General features: G+C 55.5%; 15 protein-coding genes. 6 read left to right on the forward strand and 9 right to left on the reverse strand.

Features of this window, described 5'->3' with window-relative positions:
- Positions 1-299: 299 nt before the first annotated feature.
- The 9 genes from gap to edd all read right to left on the reverse strand — a co-directional run bounded on the left by gap (position 300) and on the right by edd (position 12,587).
- Positions 300-1,313: a type I glyceraldehyde-3-phosphate dehydrogenase gene (gene gap / locus CSQ89_RS08775; protein WP_099405791.1), complete on the reverse strand. Its 1,014-nt coding sequence runs from the start codon at positions 1,311-1,313 to the stop codon at positions 300-302.
- A gap of 220 nt (positions 1,314-1,533) precedes the next feature.
- Positions 1,534-2,424, reverse strand: coding sequence for a maltose ABC transporter permease MalG (gene malG, locus CSQ89_RS08780; RefSeq protein WP_099405792.1), 891 nt, complete (start codon positions 2,422-2,424; stop codon positions 1,534-1,536).
- Between the two features lie 69 nt (positions 2,425-2,493).
- Positions 2,494-4,017 (reverse strand): maltose ABC transporter permease MalF, encoded by a 1,524-nt coding sequence (malF, locus tag CSQ89_RS08785; protein ID WP_233203020.1) that lies wholly within the window; start codon positions 4,015-4,017, stop codon positions 2,494-2,496.
- 151 nt (positions 4,018-4,168) lie between these two features.
- On the reverse strand, positions 4,169-5,344 hold the full coding sequence (malE, locus tag CSQ89_RS08790; RefSeq protein WP_099405793.1) for a maltose/maltodextrin ABC transporter substrate-binding protein MalE: 1,176 nt from the start codon (positions 5,342-5,344) through the stop codon (positions 4,169-4,171).
- 46 nt (positions 5,345-5,390) lie between these two features.
- Positions 5,391-6,503 carry an ABC transporter ATP-binding protein gene (locus CSQ89_RS08795; protein ID WP_099405794.1) on the reverse strand — a complete coding sequence of 371 codons (1,113 nt, stop codon included), beginning with the start codon at positions 6,501-6,503 and terminating at the stop codon, positions 5,391-5,393.
- Between the two features lie 186 nt (positions 6,504-6,689).
- Positions 6,690-8,342 (reverse strand): alpha-glucosidase, encoded by a 1,653-nt coding sequence (locus tag CSQ89_RS08800; protein ID WP_099405795.1) that lies wholly within the window; start codon positions 8,340-8,342, stop codon positions 6,690-6,692.
- A gap of 240 nt (positions 8,343-8,582) precedes the next feature.
- Positions 8,583-9,845 (reverse strand): maltoporin, encoded by a 1,263-nt coding sequence (locus CSQ89_RS08805; protein WP_158228947.1) that lies wholly within the window; start codon positions 9,843-9,845, stop codon positions 8,583-8,585.
- A gap of 283 nt (positions 9,846-10,128) precedes the next feature.
- On the reverse strand, positions 10,129-10,752 hold the full coding sequence (gene eda / locus CSQ89_RS08810; protein ID WP_099405797.1) for a bifunctional 4-hydroxy-2-oxoglutarate aldolase/2-dehydro-3-deoxy-phosphogluconate aldolase: 624 nt from the start codon (positions 10,750-10,752) through the stop codon (positions 10,129-10,131).
- Positions 10,753-10,763: 11 nt separating this feature from the next.
- On the reverse strand, positions 10,764-12,587 hold the full coding sequence (gene edd, locus CSQ89_RS08815) for a phosphogluconate dehydratase (protein ID WP_099405798.1): 1,824 nt from the start codon (positions 12,585-12,587) through the stop codon (positions 10,764-10,766).
- 429 nt (positions 12,588-13,016) lie between these two features.
- On the opposite strand from edd, the gene zwf reads away from it, so the two are divergent.
- From zwf to CSQ89_RS08845, 6 genes are all read left to right on the forward strand, one after another.
- Entirely contained in the window at positions 13,017-14,474 is a 1,458-nt protein-coding gene (gene zwf / locus CSQ89_RS08820; RefSeq protein WP_099405799.1) for a glucose-6-phosphate dehydrogenase, read from the forward strand.
- Positions 14,475-14,579: 105 nt separating this feature from the next.
- Positions 14,580-15,278: a 6-phosphogluconolactonase gene (pgl, locus tag CSQ89_RS08825; RefSeq protein ID WP_099405800.1), complete on the forward strand. Its 699-nt coding sequence runs from the start codon at positions 14,580-14,582 to the stop codon at positions 15,276-15,278.
- A 7-nt stretch (positions 15,279-15,285) separates the two neighbouring features.
- Positions 15,286-16,278 (forward strand): glucokinase, encoded by a 993-nt coding sequence (locus CSQ89_RS08830; protein WP_099405801.1) that lies wholly within the window; start codon positions 15,286-15,288, stop codon positions 16,276-16,278.
- A gap of 31 nt (positions 16,279-16,309) precedes the next feature.
- Complete coding sequence (gene hexR / locus CSQ89_RS08835; protein WP_099405802.1) at positions 16,310-17,158, forward strand: transcriptional regulator HexR; 849 nt, start codon at positions 16,310-16,312, stop codon at positions 17,156-17,158.
- 203 nt (positions 17,159-17,361) lie between these two features.
- The gene (gene pgi, locus CSQ89_RS08840; protein ID WP_099405803.1) at positions 17,362-19,020 is read left to right on the forward strand and encodes a glucose-6-phosphate isomerase; all 1,659 of its coding nucleotides are present in this window, start codon (positions 17,362-17,364) and stop codon (positions 19,018-19,020) included.
- A gap of 84 nt (positions 19,021-19,104) precedes the next feature.
- Positions 19,105-20,001 carry an SHOCT domain-containing protein gene (locus tag CSQ89_RS08845; RefSeq protein ID WP_099405804.1) on the forward strand — a complete coding sequence of 299 codons (897 nt, stop codon included), beginning with the start codon at positions 19,105-19,107 and terminating at the stop codon, positions 19,999-20,001.
- Positions 20,002-20,010 lie beyond the last annotated feature (9 nt).

Consider the following 20,010-nt stretch of genomic DNA (forward strand, 5'->3'; position numbering starts at 1 on the left):
AAACCGGGCGATGTGCATCAATTGGAGGCAGATTGACCTCAACTGCTCCAACCGCCCGGTGCGGACCCGCATGCCGGGTGGTGTGGCAGGGGTCGGCCAGAACATCTGGTCGCCCCTATGCCGATTTTCTAAGAACCTGTCAACGATCTTACTGCGCAGCCGTGATCAGGGTTCATGTGCTGCTCGAAATACTCATGTACCTAAGTACATTCCGGTTTCTGCGCTGCGCTTCACCCCGCTGACGACTGTTCGCTACAGATCGTAAACAAGTTCCAACTTCTCAATTGTATTTACCCAGCTTACTTCGCATTCATCAATGCCAAGGTGGTATCCAGCATCCGGTTGGAGTAGCCCCATTCATTGTCGTACCAAGCCATTACTTTGACGAGGCGTTTATTGCTGACCTTGGTTTGCGATGAGTCAAAGTTACTTGATGCGGGGTTGTGGTTGAAGTCAATCGACACCAACGGTTTGGTCACATAGGTCAGAATGCCGCTCTTGCTGCTGGCCGCTGCCACCTTCAGCACTTCATTGACTTCCGCAACCGTGGTATCGCGGCCCGCAGTAAATACAAAATCAACCAACGACACATTGATTGTTGGCACGCGCACCGCCAAACCATCAAGCTTGCCAGCCAGTTGTGGAATTACCAGGCCGATGGCGGCGGCAGCGCCGGTTTTGGTCGGGATCATCGACTGGGTGGCCGAACGCGCACGGCGCAGGTCGCTGTGGTAAAGATCGGTCAGCACTTGGTCGTTGGTGTAACTGTGCACCGTAGTCATCAACCCCATTTCGATACCGAACGCGGCATGCAATGGTGCGACCAGAGGGGCCAAACAGTTAGTAGTGCAGCTGGCATTGGAAATCACCGTATCGCTGGCTTTCAGCGTATGGTCGTTCACACCGTAGACAATGGTGGCATCCACATCATCGCCACCCGGAGCCGAAATGACAACCTTCTTGGCGCCTGCAGTGAGGTGGGCCGATGCCTTGGCTTTGCTGGTAAACAGGCCGGTACATTCGAACACTACGTCAACGTTCAACTCCTTCCAGGGCAGTTGGGCTGGGTCGCGTACGCTCAGGTAGCGAATGCGGTCGCCATTCACCAACAGATGGTCATCCTTGTAGCCGACTTCGGCGCGGAATTTGCCATGTACAGTGTCGTATTCGGTCAGATGGGCATTGACCTCGATTTCACCCAGGTTATTGATAGCGACGATTTCAAAGTCATCGCGGCGGTTGTACTCATACAAACCGCGTAGAACATTGCGGCCAATACGGCCATAGCCATTGATTGCGATACGGATAGTCATAGGGGATTGCTCCTGATTACTTGAGTTGATAGCGCGCCCTGCGGGCGTTCTGCTTGGTATTGTCTGTGTCGGTCCCGGAACCGCTGTTTGTGTTATTGCGTCGTGAAGGGCTAGCAAGCGGCTTTGCCAAACTTACCTGAAACACACCCGCTCCGCGGAGCATCATAGCCATGGTAGGTCTAATAGCCTCATTCAGCTAAAGATGTGTTGCTGAATATCCTCATCCCTTTAACCCACCGGCTGTAAGACCTGAAATCATCCATCGTTGTGCGATAAGGAAAACAAAGGTGATCGGCAAGCCAGACAAAATAGCGGCGGCCGCAAAATCACCCCAGCGGTAGTGCTGTGGATACAAGAATTGCTTCGAACCAACTGCAAGGGTCAGTTGATCCTGGCTTTGCACCAGAATCGAAGCAATGGGGTACTCATTGATGCCGCTGATAAATGCCAGGATGAACACCACCATCAAGATAGGCAACGACATCGGCAACAAGACATGGCGGAAAGCTTGGAAAGGTGATGCCCCATCAACTCTGGCGGCTTCTTCAATTTCTACCGGAATCGTTTCGAAATAACCTTTGATTGTCCAGATATGCAGGGCAATACCCCCTGTGTACGCCAGAATCAAACCGCCATGGCTATTGATACCCAGGCTGGGCACATAGGCGCCAATACGATCAAAAATGGCGTAGATCCCAACCAATACCAATACCGAAGGAAACATCTGCAACAGTAGCAAAGAGGTCATCCACTGCTGCTTGAAGACAAACTTCATGCGTGCAAAGGCATAGGCACAGGTAGTGGAAAGCAGTAAGGCAATCAGCGCCGACAAGCCTGCCACCTTTATCGAATTCCACAACCAGCCCAGCACTGGGAAATCCGGCTCAATCAACTGGCCGTCCGCTCCTTGGTACGACATACCCAACGAGAGCTTCCAATGATCAAGGCTGATCGAACTCGGTATCAACTCACCGGTAGCAAAATTACCCGGCCTGAAACTGATCGACAGCAACATCAGAAACGGCGCCAAGGTCAGCCCGATAAAACTGATCAAGCCAATGTGGGCGGCAACGACACGCCAACGGTGTGATTTATCTAATACAACAGCCATGATGATTACTCCAAATCTGTCCGTCTTTGGGTGCAGGAAAGGCTATTCGTTTGAACCCTAATTGTCCGATCAAGCTGGCTCACTTGTATGGGTTTTGCTGATGCGCATGTTGACCAGGGAAAGCAGAACCACCATCAGGAAGATCACCGTCGACAAGGCGGAGGCGAGGCCGAAATCCTGGCCGGAGTCTTCGAAGGCAATACGGTAGGTATAGGAAACCAGTACGTCAGTGGTGCCCGCCGGAATCTTGGTACCCAGGAAGTCGGGGCGCCCACCTGTCAGCAAGGCAACGATCACGAAGTTGTTGAAGTTGAATGCGAAGGCCGAGATCAGCAGCGGGGTCATCGGCTTGGCAATCAGTGGCAGCGTAATCTTGAAAAAGTTGGTCAACGGGCCCGCGCCGGCAATGGCAGAGGCTTCGTAAAGGTCTGCCGGAATCGCCTTGATCAGCCCCATGCATAGCAACATCATGTAAGGGAAACCCAACCAGGTGTTCACGATCAAGAGCATGGTCTTGGCGAGGAATGGGTCGGTAAACCAGTTGGGGTTGATGCTGAACAGATGCCCGAGCAACAGGTTGATTTCGCCTGAGTTTTCGTTGAACAAGCCTTTGAAGACGAGGATGGAAATAAACCCTGGCACGGCATAGGGAATAAACAGCAATACACGGTAGAGCCCCCTACCAGCGAGGGCTTCCCAGTTCATCAGCACAGCAAGGATGACGCCGATAGAGAAAGCAAAAACCACGCTGAGGCCGGCGAAAACCACCGTCCAGATAAAGATCTGAGCCAAAGGCTCGCTCAGTGCTCGATCGCTGACGATGCGTACATAATGGGCAAAGCCGACGCCCGTGGTAAAGCCTGGCTGCATGGCTTCTCCAGCGGCATTCTTATAGAACCCCTCGGTCATATCCGGCCGCAGGACAGCGCCATCCTGCTGGTCAACCAAGCTGCCATCGGCTGCTTTGACGTATTGTTTGCGAACCGGTGCGAACTCCCGCAAGCCTGCTGCGCTGACCGTCATGCCATTGGGTAAGTGGATGGCAACCAGTTTCAGTGCTTTTAGATTTTGGATCAGCGTGCGGGTATCAACCGCTGCAGCCAATGGCGCATCACCAGCTACCGGTGGTTGGGCATTTACATTTACCTTAGTGGCGTGCAGAGCCAGTGGTGGTGTCTGGAAAATACTGCCATCTTCAGCTTCCAGGCGGATACGGTAGGCTGCGCCATCAGGATGCAACGTAAATGCCAGCGTATGGCCATCTTCGGTGTAGGTCTGGTCGAGAAAGTATTTGGTGGCCTGACTAAAGCTCAGCAAATGCTTGGAGCTGTAATTGGTAAAGCCGATTGAGAAATTAATAGCAATCGGCAAAATAACAAACAGCAGTACCGCCACGAGGCCCGGAAACAAATAGCGATAGTTATAGGCGCGGGTGGCCGTATACACATAGATAGTCAGCCCGAGAAAAGCCACCAGGGAAACAGCGGCAAGCGACTGCCCCGACAGGTATACCTGCAGACTTAGATATAAACCGGCCAACACCACCAACGACAGCAGCATGACTGGCGCAGCCTTACTCAACAAACGACCCATTCTCAATCTTCTCCTTGGCTACGATCAGCACACTGTCGCCAACGCGCTGATCGTAGCCTCCCCTATCGGGCAGGCTACGTCTTGAACTGTTCATCATCTGCGACCCACGCCATGCATCAAAAATGACGTGGGTTGCGAACAGCCGCTTTGTCTATTTGCCGGTAATGCGCTTGGCAGCGGCATCCAGGCCCTCTTTCACGCTCTGACGGCCGCTGGTGATGTTTTGCAAGGCAGATTCCATCGACGACCAGAAACGCCCCATCTCCGGCACGTTAGGCATGGGGGCACCAAGCTGCGCGGAAGCCATGGTGGCCTTGATGTTGGCGTCGTTCTGCAATTCCTTGAAGAAGGCCTTGTTGGCAGGCACACCCAACGGTACGTCGGCGTTCATCTTCTTCAGGCCATCCAAGCTCATCAGGTGGTTTTCCAGGAAATCGACGGCGATTTCCTTGTTCTTGCTGCTATTGCTGACCATGCAGCCCAATACCCCGACAAAGGGCCCCCCTTGCTTGCCGCCAATGCTGGGAATGGTGGCGACGCCGAAATCGATCTTGGCTTGCTTGACGTTATCCCATGCCCAGGGGCCGGAGATCATCATGGCAAGTTCACCCTTGGCGAAGCCGTTTTCCATATCGGCATAGGTGGCACCCTGCGGCATGACGCCTGACTTGACCAATTTGGTCAGCATCTCGACACCTTTTTGCGCACCCGCGTTATTCACGCCGATATCCGTAATGTCATAGCCGCCATCCGACTTCGGTTTGAAGGGGTAAGCGCCGTTGGCGGACAACAACGGCCAACTGAAGTAGGTCTTGGTGTAGTCCCACAGGATGGTTTTTTTACCCTTGGCTTTCAGGGGCTTATCAAGCGCGAAGATTTCTTCAAAGGTTTTCGGCGGATTGGGCACCAGGGCCTTGTTGTAAATCAAGGCGATGGCTTCGATCGAAAGCGGGTAACCCCACACCTTGCCGCCGATGGTGAACGACTTCACTGCCAGTGGGTCGAGCGCATCGATCACCTTCTTGGAAGGCTTGAGTGGGCTGATTAGTCCGGCTGCAATCCACTCGCCGGCACGGTCGTGCGGCCAGCAGAAAATGTCTGGGCCCTTGCCTGCGGCAGCAGCTTGCTGAAATTTGGCTGGTGCATCCTCGGGGTGCTCCACCGCTACCGCCACACCAGATTGCTTGGCGAAGTCCTCTCCTACCTTTTGGATGCCCTTGTAGCCTTTATCTCCATTAATCCATAACGATAACTTGGCGTCTGCTGCATGGGCACTAGCAAAGCCGGCGGCCAGGGCCAGTACGATGCATGTATTGCTCGGTTTCATGAATCAACTCCATCTGTATTTGAGGTTAGGTGGCGCCATAGCGTGGTTACCGGTCGATTGATGCTGAATTGTCCAGACGTGGGAAAGCTTCCCCTGCTTCATTGAACAAATAGCAATGGGCTGGGGCCGCGCTGACATGGATGGTTTCACCCGCTTTAGCAGCGTGGGTAGCATGGGCACGCACGACCAAATGGTCTGACGCGCCTTGTACGTGCAAATAGAAAATAGTGGCTTCGCCAAGGTGCTCGGCAGCGACAACCTGGCCGGCAATGGCATTGCTGGGCGAGTCCACCACAAAGTGCTCAGGACGAATCCCAAGCGTTACTGGGCTACCCACTCTGCCCGCACCAGCATTGACATGTGCGCGCACCAACGTACCATCGACTAGCTTGACCATTGCTGCACCATCCAACACCTCAGCCAAGGTCGCCTGGACAAAATTCATCTTGGGCGACCCGATAAAGCCCGCAACAAACAGATTGCGCGGATGATGGTATAGCGCCAGTGGCGCGCCGACCTGTTCCACATTGCCGGCATTGAGCACCACGATACGATCAGCCAGCGTCATGGCTTCAACCTGATCATGCGTTACGTAGATCATGGTGGTCTTGAGTTCGCGATGCAGCTTCGTGATCTCGATGCGCATCTGCACGCGTAGCGCCGCATCCAGGTTCGACAGGGGCTCGTCGAACAAAAAGACATTAGGCTTACGGACGATCGCCCGTCCGATGGCAACCCGTTGCCGCTGGCCGCCAGACAACGCCTTGGGTTTACGCTCCAACAAATGCTCAATCTGGAGGATTTTGGCGGCTCGGTCTACCACCTGCTTCATTTCTTCTTTAGTCGCACCGGCCAGTTTCAAACCAAAAGCCATGTTTTCGGCCACCGTCATATGCGGGTACAAGGCATAGCTTTGAAACACCATGGCGATACCGCGTTTTGCCGGGGGGATATCATTGCAATGCTGTCCACCAATGGTCAGCTCGCCTGCTGTGATGTCCTCCAGGCCGGCAATGGTGCGCAATAGCGTGGACTTGCCGCAACCCGAGGGGCCGACAAACACCACAAACTCGCCGTCTTGGATTTCAAGATCAATGCCATGCAGCGTTTCAATTTCGCCGAACGATTTGCGAATGCCGCGCAAGACGACGTCGGACATAGCTTCTGTGCTCCGTTTAGAATTCTATTGCGTGATGCGGTCTTAGAACCTGTTTACGATCTGCAGCCAGTGGTTGTCAGCCGGGTGAAGCGCAGCGCAGAAACCGGCATGTACTTTTGTACATGAGGATTTTGAGCAGCACTTGAGCCCTGATCACGGCTGCGCAGCAAGATGGTAAAAAGATTCTTAACGGTTGATAACGGCAAACAGCCCGCCAAATGCAGCTAATTCAAGGCGGCCATCAATCAAGGTGCTGCCATCAAGGCCATGTCCACTGATTGCACTGGCTGCACGCAAGCGTTTAGGGAGGCGAAAGCTGACTGGCTCGGCACCGAGGTTGAAGGCGCATAGCCAAGTTTCTTCATCCAACATACGGGTGAAAACTAACAAGGGCTCAGGTGTATCCACGAAGTCGATATCCCCCATCCTCAGGACGGGCTGAGCCTTGCGCCAGTTCAAAAACCGCCGATAAAAATGCAGGGTTGAGTGCGCATCGGCTTCTTGTTGATCGACCGAGTGGGCCAGATGTTGTTTGGGGACAGGCAGCCAAGGTTTGGCCTGTGAAAACCCGCCATGCTTGAGCTTGGCCTGCCAAGGCATAGGCGTTCGGCAACCGTCCCGGCCTTTGAATTCGGGCCAGAAGGTGATGCCGTAGGGGTCTTGCAGCTGCTCGAATGGGATATCAGCTTCCGTCAGCGCCAGTTCCTCGCCTTGGTAAATGCACAAGCTGCCTTTGAGGCTGGACGACATCGCAAGCAGCACCTTGGCGTAGGCCGGGCTGGTTTCGCCCTTGCCCCAGCGTGTCATGACCCGCTGCGCATCATGGTTGCCTATGCTCCAGCAACCCCAACCTTTGCCACCATCTTTTTTGCCGGTCTTGGTCAGCTGTGCTTCCAGTTCTTCTACCTGCTGGCGGATATGCGCTGCCGAGCACTCCGCTGTGAGCAGGTTGAAGCTGTAAGCCATATGCAGTTTGTCGCCGCCGGAGGTGTACTTGGCCATGGTCTTGAGCGAATGGTCATCCCCCACCTCGCCCACCGAGGCCGCGCCATGTTTGTCCAACAACACACGTATCTTTTGCAGAAAGGCGATGTTTTGTGGCTGAGATTTATCGTACTTGTGGGCTTGCAGGCCGTAGGGATTTTCGGCTGATACCGTCTTGCTGTCACGTACAAGGGCCGATGGATTCGAGCGTAATTTTGGGTCGTGGAAATGAAAATTGCAGGCATCGAAACGGAACCCATCCACGCCGCGCTTAAGCCAGAACTGGATCGTGTCAAGCATGGCCTGTTGCACTTCCGGGTTATGGAAGTTCAGGTCGGGCTGGCTACTGAGAAAGTTGTGCAGGAAATACTGACGCCGGCGTGATTCCCATTGCCATGCCGAACCACCAAACACCGACAACCAGTTATTCGGCGGCGTGCCATCGGCCCGCGGGTCGGCCCAGACAAACCAATCAGCTTTCGGATTGTCTTTGCTTTGACGACTTTCCTTGAACCATGCGTGCTGGTCTGAGCAATGGCTTAGCACTTGGTCGATCATGACCTTCAAGCCCAGCTTGTGTGCCTTGGCCACCAGGGTGTCGAAAGCGGCGAGGTCGCCAAACAGCGGATCTATATCGCAATAATCCGATACGTCGTAGCCAAAATCCTTCATCGGCGACGTGAAGATAGGTGATATCCAAATGGCGTCTACACCCAGGCTGGCGATATAGGGGAGTTTTTCAGTAATGCCGGGCAGGTCCCCTACCCCATCGTTATTGCTGTCTGCAAAGCTGCGTGGGTATATCTGGTAAATAACACCGCCGCGCCACCAATCACTATTCTTTTTGATTTTCATACTGTCCGCTGAAAAGAGTACGCAACAAAGCCACTCGTCTCGACGCAATACGCCGAGGCGACTGGATTCACGAAAAGGGGTAGCTACTGCTACAGATTTACCGCCACCCTATCCAAGTGCAATGGCGGTAAGTTGCAGATAGCCTGTTCAAGGTCTGAGCGACCGGCATCTCTTGATGGGAATGAGTCCTGCCCCCCCAGTAAGGAAGGCACATTCAAACCGTGAACAGGTTCTAAGTCTTTACCACCAGGCTTCCATCTGAACCCCATAACTGCTGCCGCTGGTTTTGCTGGCGTAGGCAAACTGATTGCCTTTGCCACTGACTACCCCACCAGGGTTGGCAGTACTGACCGCGGCTGTTTGAGCAGCCTGGTTCCACTTGGCATAGGTGTAGTAGGCACGCAGCGTTGGGCGAGCCCAGAAGCTCTTGCCCATTGACAGTTGAGGGGCAATGGTAAGCTTGCTCAAGCGTTGGGTTGGGGCTGAGTCAGGCTTGACGCTGGTCGTACCTGCTTCAAACGCCAGGCTGTAGTTGTCAGTGAAATGATAGACGGGCCTTACTACCACGCTCATCGTCTTGTTCTTAACCCCGTTCAACTTCTCTTCACCAAAGCCGGCAAACAGCGCGCCGTTCCAGTTACTGTCTTTGGGCTCAACCACCAAGTGCTCGACAATTCGCCATGATTTCTTGCTGTCTGTGCTTTTCAGCCAGGTAGCACTCTGGTCGAGGTTGGCAGCATCTTTGGCAACCTGAAACACCAGGTTATTGAAGCCACCGAAGCCAAATGGATCAGCTTGGTTATGACCCACGCCGAAGGCATAGCCGTTCGAGCCATTCTTGCCATCGACCTGGTTCTTGGCGACGGCATTGAGTGTGACGTCAATCGACCCCCCCTCATTGGCGGCAATACCTTCCAAGCGGAAGTCGTGGTTGGTAACCGCCTCGGAAGCGCTGCCGCCATCGTCATTGCGCATCAACGCATAAGAGAACTTACCAAAGCCTAGTTCGATGTTCTCGATACCCGCGCCAGGCCCAGTGCTGGCGGACCAGAAAAAGTCCGCAATATGCGCATCATGGCGTTTATAGAAACGCTTACCAGCCCAGATGCCTGCATGGGCAAGCGCGCCGCCAGCACCGCCGATATTGGTGGCTTCTACCCAGGTTTGACGCCAAGCGGTAGGCACCTTTTCTTCGTCCTTTAACTGTTCTTGGGAAAAGGCCAGCATGGTGTGCAGCTTGAAACCCACACCATTGCTTTCGCCCATCGCTGCATCGAACGAGAGCTCGCCATAGGTATCGCATTCGTTACCCAATCTGCCTGCGCCACCTACCTTGCCACCAAATGCCGGTGCCTTCAGCCCAAAACACACTTCACGCCCGCCTTTGGAGGCGCCACCCGAACCACTGCGAAGGTAGCCGTGGTAATCAACTGACGCCGCCATGGTGGCTTGTGTCGCCATGGCTGCAGCGACTGCCAAGAACAGTTTGCTTTTCATCATCATTTTCGGATCACTCCTCTCCGTTTGGTTGGTTAAGCTGGCAGCAGCCATGCCGCCAGCCAAGTTGAACACACCATGAACCCCGTGTTCAGAGGGCGTGCTTGGTGTGCCCGGACGGAAAGTGGGCCACTTCGCTACGCAAGCCCGGGCTTGAAAACCGGTCACAGTTCCCCAAGCCCCTGGTTGGGGGCTTGTCAAAACAGGATTCGGGTTCTTGGCTCGGACGAGCCGGCACCGGGAGAAACCGCTGCGCTTTTCTTCGAAAGCGTTTTTGAAACGATGCTACTTATACTTTCAGGGCAGCTGCACCCCGGGCAAGTTGGGTAATAGCACCCCAATCACCCGCTGCCACCTTGTCTTTAGGCACCAACCAGGAGCCCCCTACGCAGGCAACGTTGGGCAACGCCAGAAACTTTGGCGCGCTTTCCAGCGTTACACCGCCTGTGGGGCAGAACAACACATCAGCAAATGGCCCACCCATCGCCTTGAGCATCCCTATGCCTCCGGCTTGCTCGGCGGGAAATAGTTTCATAGCGTCGAAACCGTGAGCCAGAGCGGCGATGACCTCCGATGGCGTCATTACGCCGGGCAACAACGGCATAACTGCTGCCTTGGCTGCCTGGGCCAGTTCAGCCGTCAGCCCAGGCGTTACGGCAAAACGTGCGCCTGCCGCCTTTACTTCGGCGAACTGCGCCGGCAGGGTCACTGTGCCTACCCCCACGATCGCATCAGGCACTGCGGCAGCAATCGCCTTGATGGATGCCAGCGCAGCCGGGGTGCGCAAAGTTACTTCCAGCACCCTGATACCGCCTTCCACCAGTGCCCGCGCAAGCGGCACAGCATCGTCGACACGGTCCAACACAATCACCGGCATAACCGGCGAGGCGCGCATGATGTCACGGATATTCATCTCATTCGTCCTTACTTGGGCAGCATAAAGCTCATCGCCCCTTGCTCTGCGCCCGTAGCAACACTACGGAACACGGCAAACAGGTCGCGGCCATAGCCGTATTGATTGGCGGTCATATCGGCAGTAGCTGGCTCGCGCTGGGTCCACGCCTCATCTGGCACAAGCACATCCAGCGTACCTGCCTCGGCATCAAGCCGAATCACGTCACCACTATTCACCTTGGATAAAGGCCCGCCGGCAAGACATTCGGGTGTGACGTGGATTGCTGCGGGCACCTTGCCGGAAGCGCCTGACATGCGCCCATCGGTAACCAGCGCAACCTTGAAGCCGCGGTCTTGCAAGACACCCAACGAGGGCGTCAGCTTGTGTAGTTCCGGCATGCCATTGGCGCGTGGACCTTGGAAGCGGATAACCGCCACGAAGTCTTTTTCCAGTTCGCCATGCTTGAAAGCATCAATCAGCGCATCCTGCGAGTCGAAAACAATCGCAGGGGCTTCAACCACCCGGTGTGCAGGTTGAACAGCCGAAACCTTGATCACGCCGCGCCCGAGATTGCCTTGTACGAGACGTAGGCCACCGTCGGCCTGGAATGGGGCCGCCACAGATGACAATACCGACTTATCCTGGCTTTCTGTCGGGGCCGGCCGCCACGCCAACACGCCACCCGTCATATGCGGCTCTACGGCATAGCGGCGCAAGCCTGGGCCCATCACTGTCTTGACATCTTCGTGCAGCAGGCCGGCATCAAGCAGCTGGCTGATCAGATAACCCATGCCGCCCGCGGCATGGAAATGGTTGACGTCAGCCCCACCGTTTGGATAGATCTTGGCCAGCAGGGGAATAATGGCGGAAATATCATCAAAATCCGTCCAATCGATAATGATGCCCGCCGCGGCCGCAATCGCCACCATATGAATGGCATGGTTTGTCGAGCCGCCCGTGGCCATCAAACCTACCAGGCCATTCACGATGGCGCGCTCATCAATCACTTCTGCCAGCGGAATATATTCATTGCCCAGTGCGGTAATAGCGGCAGCGCGCTTGGCGGCCTCGCGCGTAAATGCATCCCGCAAAGGGGTTTCCGGGTTCACAAATGCTGAACTTGGCAAATGGACACCCATGATTTCCATGAGCATCTGGTTCGAGTTCGCCGTGCCATAGAAGGTGCAGGTACCGGCGCCGTGATAGGACTTTTCTTCCGCTTCCAGCAGCCCTTCACGCCCGATCTTGCCTTCTGCGTACAGTTGACGGATACGGGCCTTTTCTTTGTTTTCCAGGCCGGAGACCATGGGCCCGGCAGGAACAAAAATCGCCGGCAGATGACCAAACTGCAAGGCGCCAATCATGAGGCCAGGTACAATCTTGTCGCAAACACCCAGGCATAGCATGCCGTCAAACATTTGGTGGCTTAACGCCACCGCAGTGCTCATGGCAATGATGTCGCGTGAAAATAGCGACAGCTCCATGCCTGCCTGTCCCTGTGTTACGCCATCACACATTGCCGGCACGCCGCCGGCGAATTGCGCTGTCGCGCCCGCTTCGCGCGCGGCAGTTTTAAGGAGTTCGGGATAGGTTTCAAGTGGTTGGTGGGCCGACAACATGTCGTTGTAGGCGGAAACAATGGCCAGATTAGGCTGACGCTGTTCGCGCAGCATGATCTTGTCGCCTGCTGGCGATGCCGCATACGCATGGGCCAGATTTGTACATGACAAGCCCTTGCGAACAGGCTCTTTGGCAGCCCAGGCTGCCACACGTGCCAGATAGGCAGCACGCGTGGGCCTGCTCTTCTGGACAATTCGCTCGGTCACTTCGACCAGGCGGGGATGCAGATTCATCGAAACTCCCCGTGAGACTCGTCAGAGTCGCACTGGCTACGCTATGGGTTTGATTTGTTAGGGCTTAAGTCTATTTTTTATAGTAACTGCCGCCGCACATCGCACTACGTAACTACACTACCAACATTCTGATGGTAGTTTTACTACAGCAAGAAGGCAAGCCAACCCATAGATTTTCCGTACTATTCATAGGTGGTTGTTGTAGCAAAGCTGCAACCCTGTTTAGCGCAGCAGGCGTCAAATTCCGTCAATTCGGCAACTGATGCGGTATTCGCAGCAATTTGAAAACAACACCGGAAACTGGAGCTATCACTTTATTCGTCTAGCAAAACTACATTGCCAAGCCTCGCGCCAAGTAGTATTGTTTCAAGAATTAGGCATCGGCATTCGCACTCCAATTATGAAGATATTACCCAGAGGACCAAAGGGATGACTTCGATTCAACCCTTCGATATGGTGCTGTTTGGCGGCACTGGCGACTTGGTTATGCGCAAACTGCTGCCTGCGCTCTACCATCAACACAAAGATGGCTGCCTGCCTGAGCAAGGACGCATTCTTTGTCTGGGGCGTAGCCAGCCAGACCAGGCCACCTACCTTGGCACCGCCGAAAAAGCTGCCCGCCAGTACCTCGGTGATTACTTTAGCGATGCTCACTGGATCACCTTCTCTTCCCGTCTCGTTTATCTCAAGCTCGATGCGCAAGATAAAACTGCCTACGCTGCATTGGCCGATAAGCTCAATGAATTCCCCGAGCATGTCCGTGTGTTTTATCTGGCAACGGCGCCCAACTTGTTCGCCGGCATTTGCGAAAATCTGGCAGCGGTCAACCTGAACAAGGGCGGTGCAAGAGTGGTGTTGGAAAAGCCGCTCGGGCACGATCTTGCCTCATCACAGACAATCAACGCCCAGGTCGGCAAGTTCTTCAAGGAACTGCAGATCTATCGGATCGACCATTATCTGGGCAAGGAAGCCGTGCAGAACCTGCTGGCATTGCGCTTCAGCAATACCTTTTTCGAGCCGCTGTGGCGACGTGAATGGATTCGCGATGTACAGATCACGGTGACGGAACAAGTCGGCGTGGAAAGCCGTGGGGACTTCTACGATAAGGCCGGTGCACTGCGAGACATGGTGCAGAACCATCTTTTGCAGCTTTTATGCTTCATTGCCATGGAACCGCCCGCCAGTGCCGACCCTGATGCGGTACGCGACGAAAAGCTGAAGGTATTGCGTGCGTTGCGCCGGTTTGGCCCGCAGGAAGTCACCAGCAAGACAGTGCGTGGCCAGTACAAAGCTGGTGCCAGCCAGGGCAAGCCGGCGGTGGGTTATCTCGATGAAACCGGCATCAGCCCCAACAGCAAGACCGAGACCTTTGTTGCGCTCAAAGCCGAGATCGACACCTGGCGCTGGGCTGGCGTGCCTTTTTACCTACGCACCGGTAAGCGCATGCAGGAACGGCAAGCCGAGATCGTTATCAACTTCCGTCAGGTACCGCATTCCATATTCCCCTTGCCTGCCGAAACCACAAGCAACCGCTTGGTCATTCAGCTACAGCCGGAAGAGAGCGTGAAGATGTATCTGCTCGCCAAGCAGCCGGGTGACCAGATGAAGCTCAAGAGCGTCCACCTTGACCTCGACTTCGATGAGATGTTCAAAGCCAGGCGTCCCGATGCCTATGAACGCCTCCTGACCGATGTGATCCGCGGCCGCCTGACCTTGTTTATGCGCCGCGATGAGCTGGATGAAGCCTGGAAATGGGTGGAGCCCATCTTGGATACTTGGGAAGCTAACGACGAGTCGCCCAAGCAATACACCGCCGGCACCTGGGGGCCGGCAGCAAGCTCCGCGCTGTTATCGCGCGACGGATTCTGTTGGCACGAAGAAGGTTGAATACGAGCACCGGGATGTCGGGTTACTGCCCGGCATTCCGCATTTTTACGGCCGCGGATTACCCTCCGCAAGCCGGCCAAAGTTGTAAATAGAGAACCGGATAAAATGGCCGACATTCGCATTCATGACTACGACTCCCGCGTCGATCTGGATATCTGCCTCGCGCGTGAAGTAGCCGCCGCATTGGAAACCGCCCTGCGCGAACGGGGCACTGCCAGCCTGGCCGTATCGGGCGGGCGTACCCCGGTAGGCATGTTTCAACAATTGCGCCAGATGCGCCTGGACTGGAGCCGCGTATGGATCACCTTGATCGACGACCGTTGGCTCCCGGTCGATCACGCCGATAGCAATGAGCGCCTGGTCCGTGAAAACCTGCTTAAGTATCAGGTGGAAGCAGCCAATTTCATTGGTTTGAAGACCGCAGCCAGCACGCCGGAAGCCGGCATAGCGGACATCGAGGCGGCCTTGGCCGCCATGCCGCAGCCTTTCGACGTGGTAACGCTGGGCATGGGAGAGGATGGCCACACCGCCAGCCTATTCCCCTGCTCGGCTGAATTGAAACAGGCTACCGCACTGGATGGCACCAAGCTGGTGGCGGCAGTCAACCCGACAACTGCGCCTTATGCCCGTATCAGCTTTACGCTGGCGGCCATCGCCCGCTCGCGTAATATTTTCCTGCACCTGACCGGCGAAAAGAAGAAAGCTGTCTTCGACGCCGCCATGGCTGCCCCCTCCGAACGCCTGCCCATCGCCCGTGTATTCGATGCCGCCAGCGGCGTCTGCCACCTGTACTGGGCCGAATAAACTCGCCATGCTATTCGCTCATACCTACCCTCGCCTACTGGCCGATGTCGGCGGCACCAATGTCCGCTTCGCACTCATCCGCACACCGGGCGCACGCATCAGCGATGAACGCAACTTGGTTTGCGCCGATTACCCGGGCTTGTTCGAAGCCACCAAGACTTACCTAGACCCGCTGGGCGTGCAGCCTACATGGGCAGCCATCGGCATTGCCACCGCCATCGCGGGTGACTTCATCAAGATGACAAATCACGGCTGGGCTTTTTCGCAAGCCGAACTAAAAACCCAGCTTGCCTTGCGAGAACTCAGCATTATCAATGACTTCACCGCGCTGGCCTTGAGCCTGCCGACGTTGGATGATGTGGAGTTGGTCAAGGTGGGTGGCGGGGAAAGAAACCCCGACCTGCCGATCGCCCTGCTGGGCGCAGGCACTGGCCTGGGAGTGTCAGGCTTGATTCCGGCGCATCAGCCGGGTGAAGCACCGCGCTGGATTCCTTTGCAAGGCGAAGGGGGGCACGTGTCCTTCTCGCCTTTCAATGACAAAGAAGACGAAATCCTGCGCATCCTGCGCCGTGAGTTCGGCCACGTGTCTGCCGAGCGGCTGTTATCGGGCCCGGGTCTGCAGAATTTGTACAAAGCCTTGGCAGAACTCAATAGCCAGCCTAACGAAAACCCCAGCGCTGCAGATATCACGCAGCGTGCTGTGGCAGGCACGTGCACGCTGTGCCGCGAAACCGTGGATACCTTCTGCGCCATGCTGGGTAGCGCTTCAGCCAATCTCGCCATTACGTTGGGCGCACGCGGTGGCTTGTATATCGGCGGCGGCATTGTGCCGCGACTGGGTGACTATTTCGCCAACTCGCCTTTCCGCCGCCGCTTCGAGCAGAAAGGTCGTTTTTCCAATTATCTGGCGGCAGTACCCAGCTTTGTGATTGTCGCCAAGAACCCAGCCCTACGCGGCACGGCAGCGGCTCTGGATGCACTGGCCACTCGCCAAGCCTGACCCTTCGCCAAGCGTGAAGAGATAGAACAAGATGCTGGAAAAGATTAAATCGTTGCTCAATGAATTGTCCAAATCGGAGCGCAAGGTGGCGGAGCTTGTGCTGTCGCAACCGAATTTTGTTGCCCACGCCCCGATTGCGCAAATCGCCGAGATGGCGACGGTGTCACAGCCCACGGTCATCCGCTTCTGCCGCTCGGTTGACTGTACGGGCCTGCAGGACTTCAAACTGCGCTTGACCCGTAGCTTGGTATCCGGTGTGCCCTATGTGCATAGCGCCGTCGAGATGAGTGACACCGCACATGATTTGGCGGCCAAGTTGTTCGACAACACCATTTCCAGTTTGATGCGTACCCGCAATGAATTGAATCCGGATGCTATCGAACAAGCCGTGGACATTCTGTCCAAGGCGCGCAAGATCGAGTTTTACGGCCTGGGTAACAGCGGCATCATGGCGCAGGACGCCCAACACAAGTTCTTTCGCCTTGGTGTGCCTTGTATTGCGTATTCCGACCCCCATATCCATGGTATGGCAGCTTCGTTGCTCAAGCCGGGCGATGCGGTGGTGGCCATCTCCAATTCGGGCCGCACCATCGACCTGATCCGCTCGGTGGAACTGGCTCGCGAGGCGGGAGCGTATGTAATCGGGATTACCCACTCCAATTCACCGCTCGCCAAGCGCTGTAATGTCACGCTGTACGCCGATACACCGGAAGACCCGGACCTGTATTCACCGATGATCACGCGCATCGTCCACCTTGTCGTGATCGATGTGCTGGCGGTGGGTGTCGCCCTGCGTCGCGGTCCGGAGTTGATCGACCAATTGGAAAAGATCAAGCGCAATCTCAAAGAGCGCCGTGTGCGCGGCTATGAAGACCGCTAAGAACCTGTCTAAAGTCTCGCGAGCTAGGGCAAGATAAGGCGAAAACAGCCGAGGAAGCGGAGTTTACAAGTGGTAAATGAGCATTCCGAGGGTGTTTTCAACGCCATATTGCCGACGCGCAGCAGACTTTAGACAGGTTCTAAGATCGTAAGCAAGATACTAAGCAGTAACCAGATTACACAATCGACAAGTAGATCAGTACGATGACCGCACTCAGTACCCTCCCCGCCTGGCAAACCATGCTGTCGCAAGCCGCGCAGCTCAAGCACATCGATCTACGTCAAGCATTTGCAAGCGATCCAGGCCGAGCCGAGCGTTACAGCCTGAAAGCATGCGGCATCCTGCTCGACTACGCAAAAAACCATATTGATGATGCTGCGCTGGCCAATCTGTTTGCGCTTGCCCGCGCTACGGGCCTGGAGGCCAAGCGTACGCAGCTATTTGCCGGTGCGCCCATCAATGCCACAGAAGGCCGTGCCGTACTACACACGGCATTACGCGCCCCCGCTGGCAGCGTGATTGAGGTTGATGGGGTCAATGTGGTGCCGCAGGTACAGGATGTACTGGCGCGTATGGCCCGCTTCGCGGATAAAGTGCGCAACGGTCAATGGCTGGGCCTCGATGGCCGCACTATCACCGATATCGTCAATATCGGCATCGGCGGTTCTGACCTTGGCCCCTTCATGGCATGTGAAGCATTGAAGGACTTCGGCAGTCCACACCTAAATCTGCATTTCATTTCAACGGTAGATGGCTGGCAGTTGGCGACAGTACTGGAGAAACTCGACCCAGCCACCACGCTGTTCATCGTTGCCTCCAAGACCTTCACCACGCAGGAAACCCTGACCAATGCCCGGGCAGCAAGGCAATGGCTGGTGAATGCTTTAGGTGTTGAGGCGGCGGTAGCCAAGCATTTTGTCGCGGTATCGACCAATGCCGAAGCTGTGTCGGCTTTCGGCATCGACACCGCCAATATGTTCGGTTTTTGGAACTGGGTAGGCGGTCGTTATTCGCTTTGGTCGGCTATCGGCCTGCCTATTTTGCTGTACATCGGCGAAGCCAACTTCCGTGCCCTGCTGGCAGGTGCCCACGCCATGGACCAGCATTTTCAGGCAGCGCCGCTGGAACAAAATCTGCCGGTAATCCTGGCCTTGCTGGGTATCTTCTACATCAACGGCATGGGTGCTGCTACCCAGTTGGTTTCACCGTATAACCAACCGCTGCATCGCTTACCTGCCTATTTGCAGCAGTTGGACATGGAGTCCAATGGTAAATCGGTTCGGCTGGATGGCAAGCAGGTGGACTACCATACCGGCCCGGTTATCTGGGGTGAGCCTGGTATCAATGGCCAGCATGCGTACTACCAGTTGCTGCACCAAGGCACTGAACTGGTGCCGATTGATTTTATCGGCGTGCTCGACAACCCTAAGAGTTCCATCGAACATAATACGATTTTGCTGGCTAATTTCCTGGCGCAAACTGAAGCCTTGATGTGTGGCAAGCATGAAGCCGAAGTACGAGCCGAGTTGAAGGCTCAGGGTCTGACCGGCGACGTGTTGGAACAGCTGGTGCCTCACAAGGTGTTTGGCGGTAATCGGCCAAGCAATACCCTGCTGCTGGACCAGCTTACACCAAGCAGTCTGGGTAGCTTGATTGCCTTGTATGAGCACAAGGTGTTCGTGCAAGGCGCAATCTGGGGCATCAATTCCTACGACCAATGGGGCGTCGAGCTTGGCAAGCAGCTGGCCAGAACGATTGAGGCTGAACTCAGAGACCCCGCTATCAACGGTGTACATGATGCCTCGACGAATCGCCTGATCGACTACGTGCGCAAGGCACTGAACCAAAAGCAGAAATGCTAGAGGGACGGTGAACCACGATGCATATCTGGAGTCTTTGCGTTATAACGTCACCCTTGCGTCCCTTGGATTGATCTGGAGATAGTCATGCAGTACACGTTTTCGACTCGGGTGGCAGGTATTCTGGCCTGTGTTTTCCTGGCTGGTAAAGCTATGGCGGTCGATACCACCAAGATGTGGTCGGAGAGTGATGACTATGTGCAGCTGGAAGCCGTCAACGCCGATAACGCACATCCCGTCGTATTCTCCACCGAGCAACTGAGCAACCTGCTCCAACGTATCTACAAGCGGGTTGACGGCAAAACACCACAGCCCTACTTCAATGAAGACGAAGTAAAACGGCTTTCCGAAGCGCTTCTCCCGGTGTTTTCCAAGTCTGCGCGGGGTGATGATGTGCAGTTTGTAACGTCCTATCGTCCGGGCGGCATGTTCTTTATTCCGCGCGTGCTCAATGCAGGGCGTTTGTTTGTGGAGAATGGCAAGTTGAATGTGTTGGTCGGCATGTGCGGTGATTCGCTTGACATGGCCTACTACCACGTCACTGGTATCAAGCGCGCCGTCAACCACGGCAGTCGTATCAAACCGTCAGCCAAACTGGGTTGCTCGTTGCTTAGCGGGAATGGTGCGGTCAGTGTGAATAATCGTCCGGACTGGATCAGTATCGACATCGCTGCTGCGTTGGCGAGCGCACCTGAAAAGACCTATCAGCCGACACCGGGTGCGGAAGCCAGTACGACTTTCCAGCCAGCAGCCTCTGCACCAACCACCTTTCAGCCCGCAGCTGCACCGAAGTCCAAACCATCGCCTACGGTGCAACAAGCTACGCCACCGGTGCAGCAAACGGCCCCGCAGCCCGCCTCACCCGCTTTGCCGACGACCAAGGCGGAAGAACGGTTGACAGTACTGAAGCGTCTGAAAGAGAGCGGCCTGATCAGCGATGCCGAATACGAACAAAAACGCACAGCGGTCTTGAAGGAGCTATAAGAACGTTCA

This window comes from Chitinimonas sp. BJB300, assembly GCF_002735695.1.
In the GTDB taxonomy this organism is placed as follows: Bacteria; Pseudomonadota; Gammaproteobacteria; order Burkholderiales; family Chitinimonadaceae; genus Chitinimonas.

Excerpts from the sequence above, each read along its gene's own strand:
- CSQ89_RS08805 (WP_158228947.1), bottom strand. The coding sequence starts at position 9,845 with ATGATGATGAAAAGCAAACTGTTCTTGGCAGTCGCTGCAGCCATGGCG.
- zwf (WP_099405799.1), top strand. The coding sequence starts at position 13,017 with ATGACTTCGATTCAACCCTTCGATATGGTGCTGTTTGGCGGCACTGGC.
- pgi (WP_099405803.1), top strand. The coding sequence starts at position 17,362 with ATGACCGCACTCAGTACCCTCCCCGCCTGGCAAACCATGCTGTCGCAA.
- gap (WP_099405791.1), bottom strand. The coding sequence starts at position 1,313 with ATGACTATCCGTATCGCAATCAATGGCTATGGCCGTATTGGCCGCAAT.
- malE (WP_099405793.1), bottom strand. The coding sequence starts at position 5,344 with ATGAAACCGAGCAATACATGCATCGTACTGGCCCTGGCCGCCGGCTTT.
- CSQ89_RS08800 (WP_099405795.1), bottom strand. The coding sequence starts at position 8,342 with ATGAAAATCAAAAAGAATAGTGATTGGTGGCGCGGCGGTGTTATTTAC.
- malG (WP_099405792.1), bottom strand. The coding sequence starts at position 2,424 with ATGGCTGTTGTATTAGATAAATCACACCGTTGGCGTGTCGTTGCCGCC.
- hexR (WP_099405802.1), top strand. The coding sequence starts at position 16,310 with ATGCTGGAAAAGATTAAATCGTTGCTCAATGAATTGTCCAAATCGGAG.
- edd (WP_099405798.1), bottom strand. The coding sequence starts at position 12,587 with ATGAATCTGCATCCCCGCCTGGTCGAAGTGACCGAGCGAATTGTCCAG.
- CSQ89_RS08845 (WP_099405804.1), top strand. The coding sequence starts at position 19,105 with ATGCAGTACACGTTTTCGACTCGGGTGGCAGGTATTCTGGCCTGTGTT.
- eda (WP_099405797.1), bottom strand. The coding sequence starts at position 10,752 with ATGAATATCCGTGACATCATGCGCGCCTCGCCGGTTATGCCGGTGATT.
- malF (WP_233203020.1), bottom strand. The coding sequence starts at position 4,017 with ATGGGTCGTTTGTTGAGTAAGGCTGCGCCAGTCATGCTGCTGTCGTTG.
- CSQ89_RS08795 (WP_099405794.1), bottom strand. The coding sequence starts at position 6,503 with ATGTCCGACGTCGTCTTGCGCGGCATTCGCAAATCGTTCGGCGAAATT.
- CSQ89_RS08830 (WP_099405801.1), top strand. The coding sequence starts at position 15,286 with ATGCTATTCGCTCATACCTACCCTCGCCTACTGGCCGATGTCGGCGGC.
- pgl (WP_099405800.1), top strand. The coding sequence starts at position 14,580 with ATGGCCGACATTCGCATTCATGACTACGACTCCCGCGTCGATCTGGAT.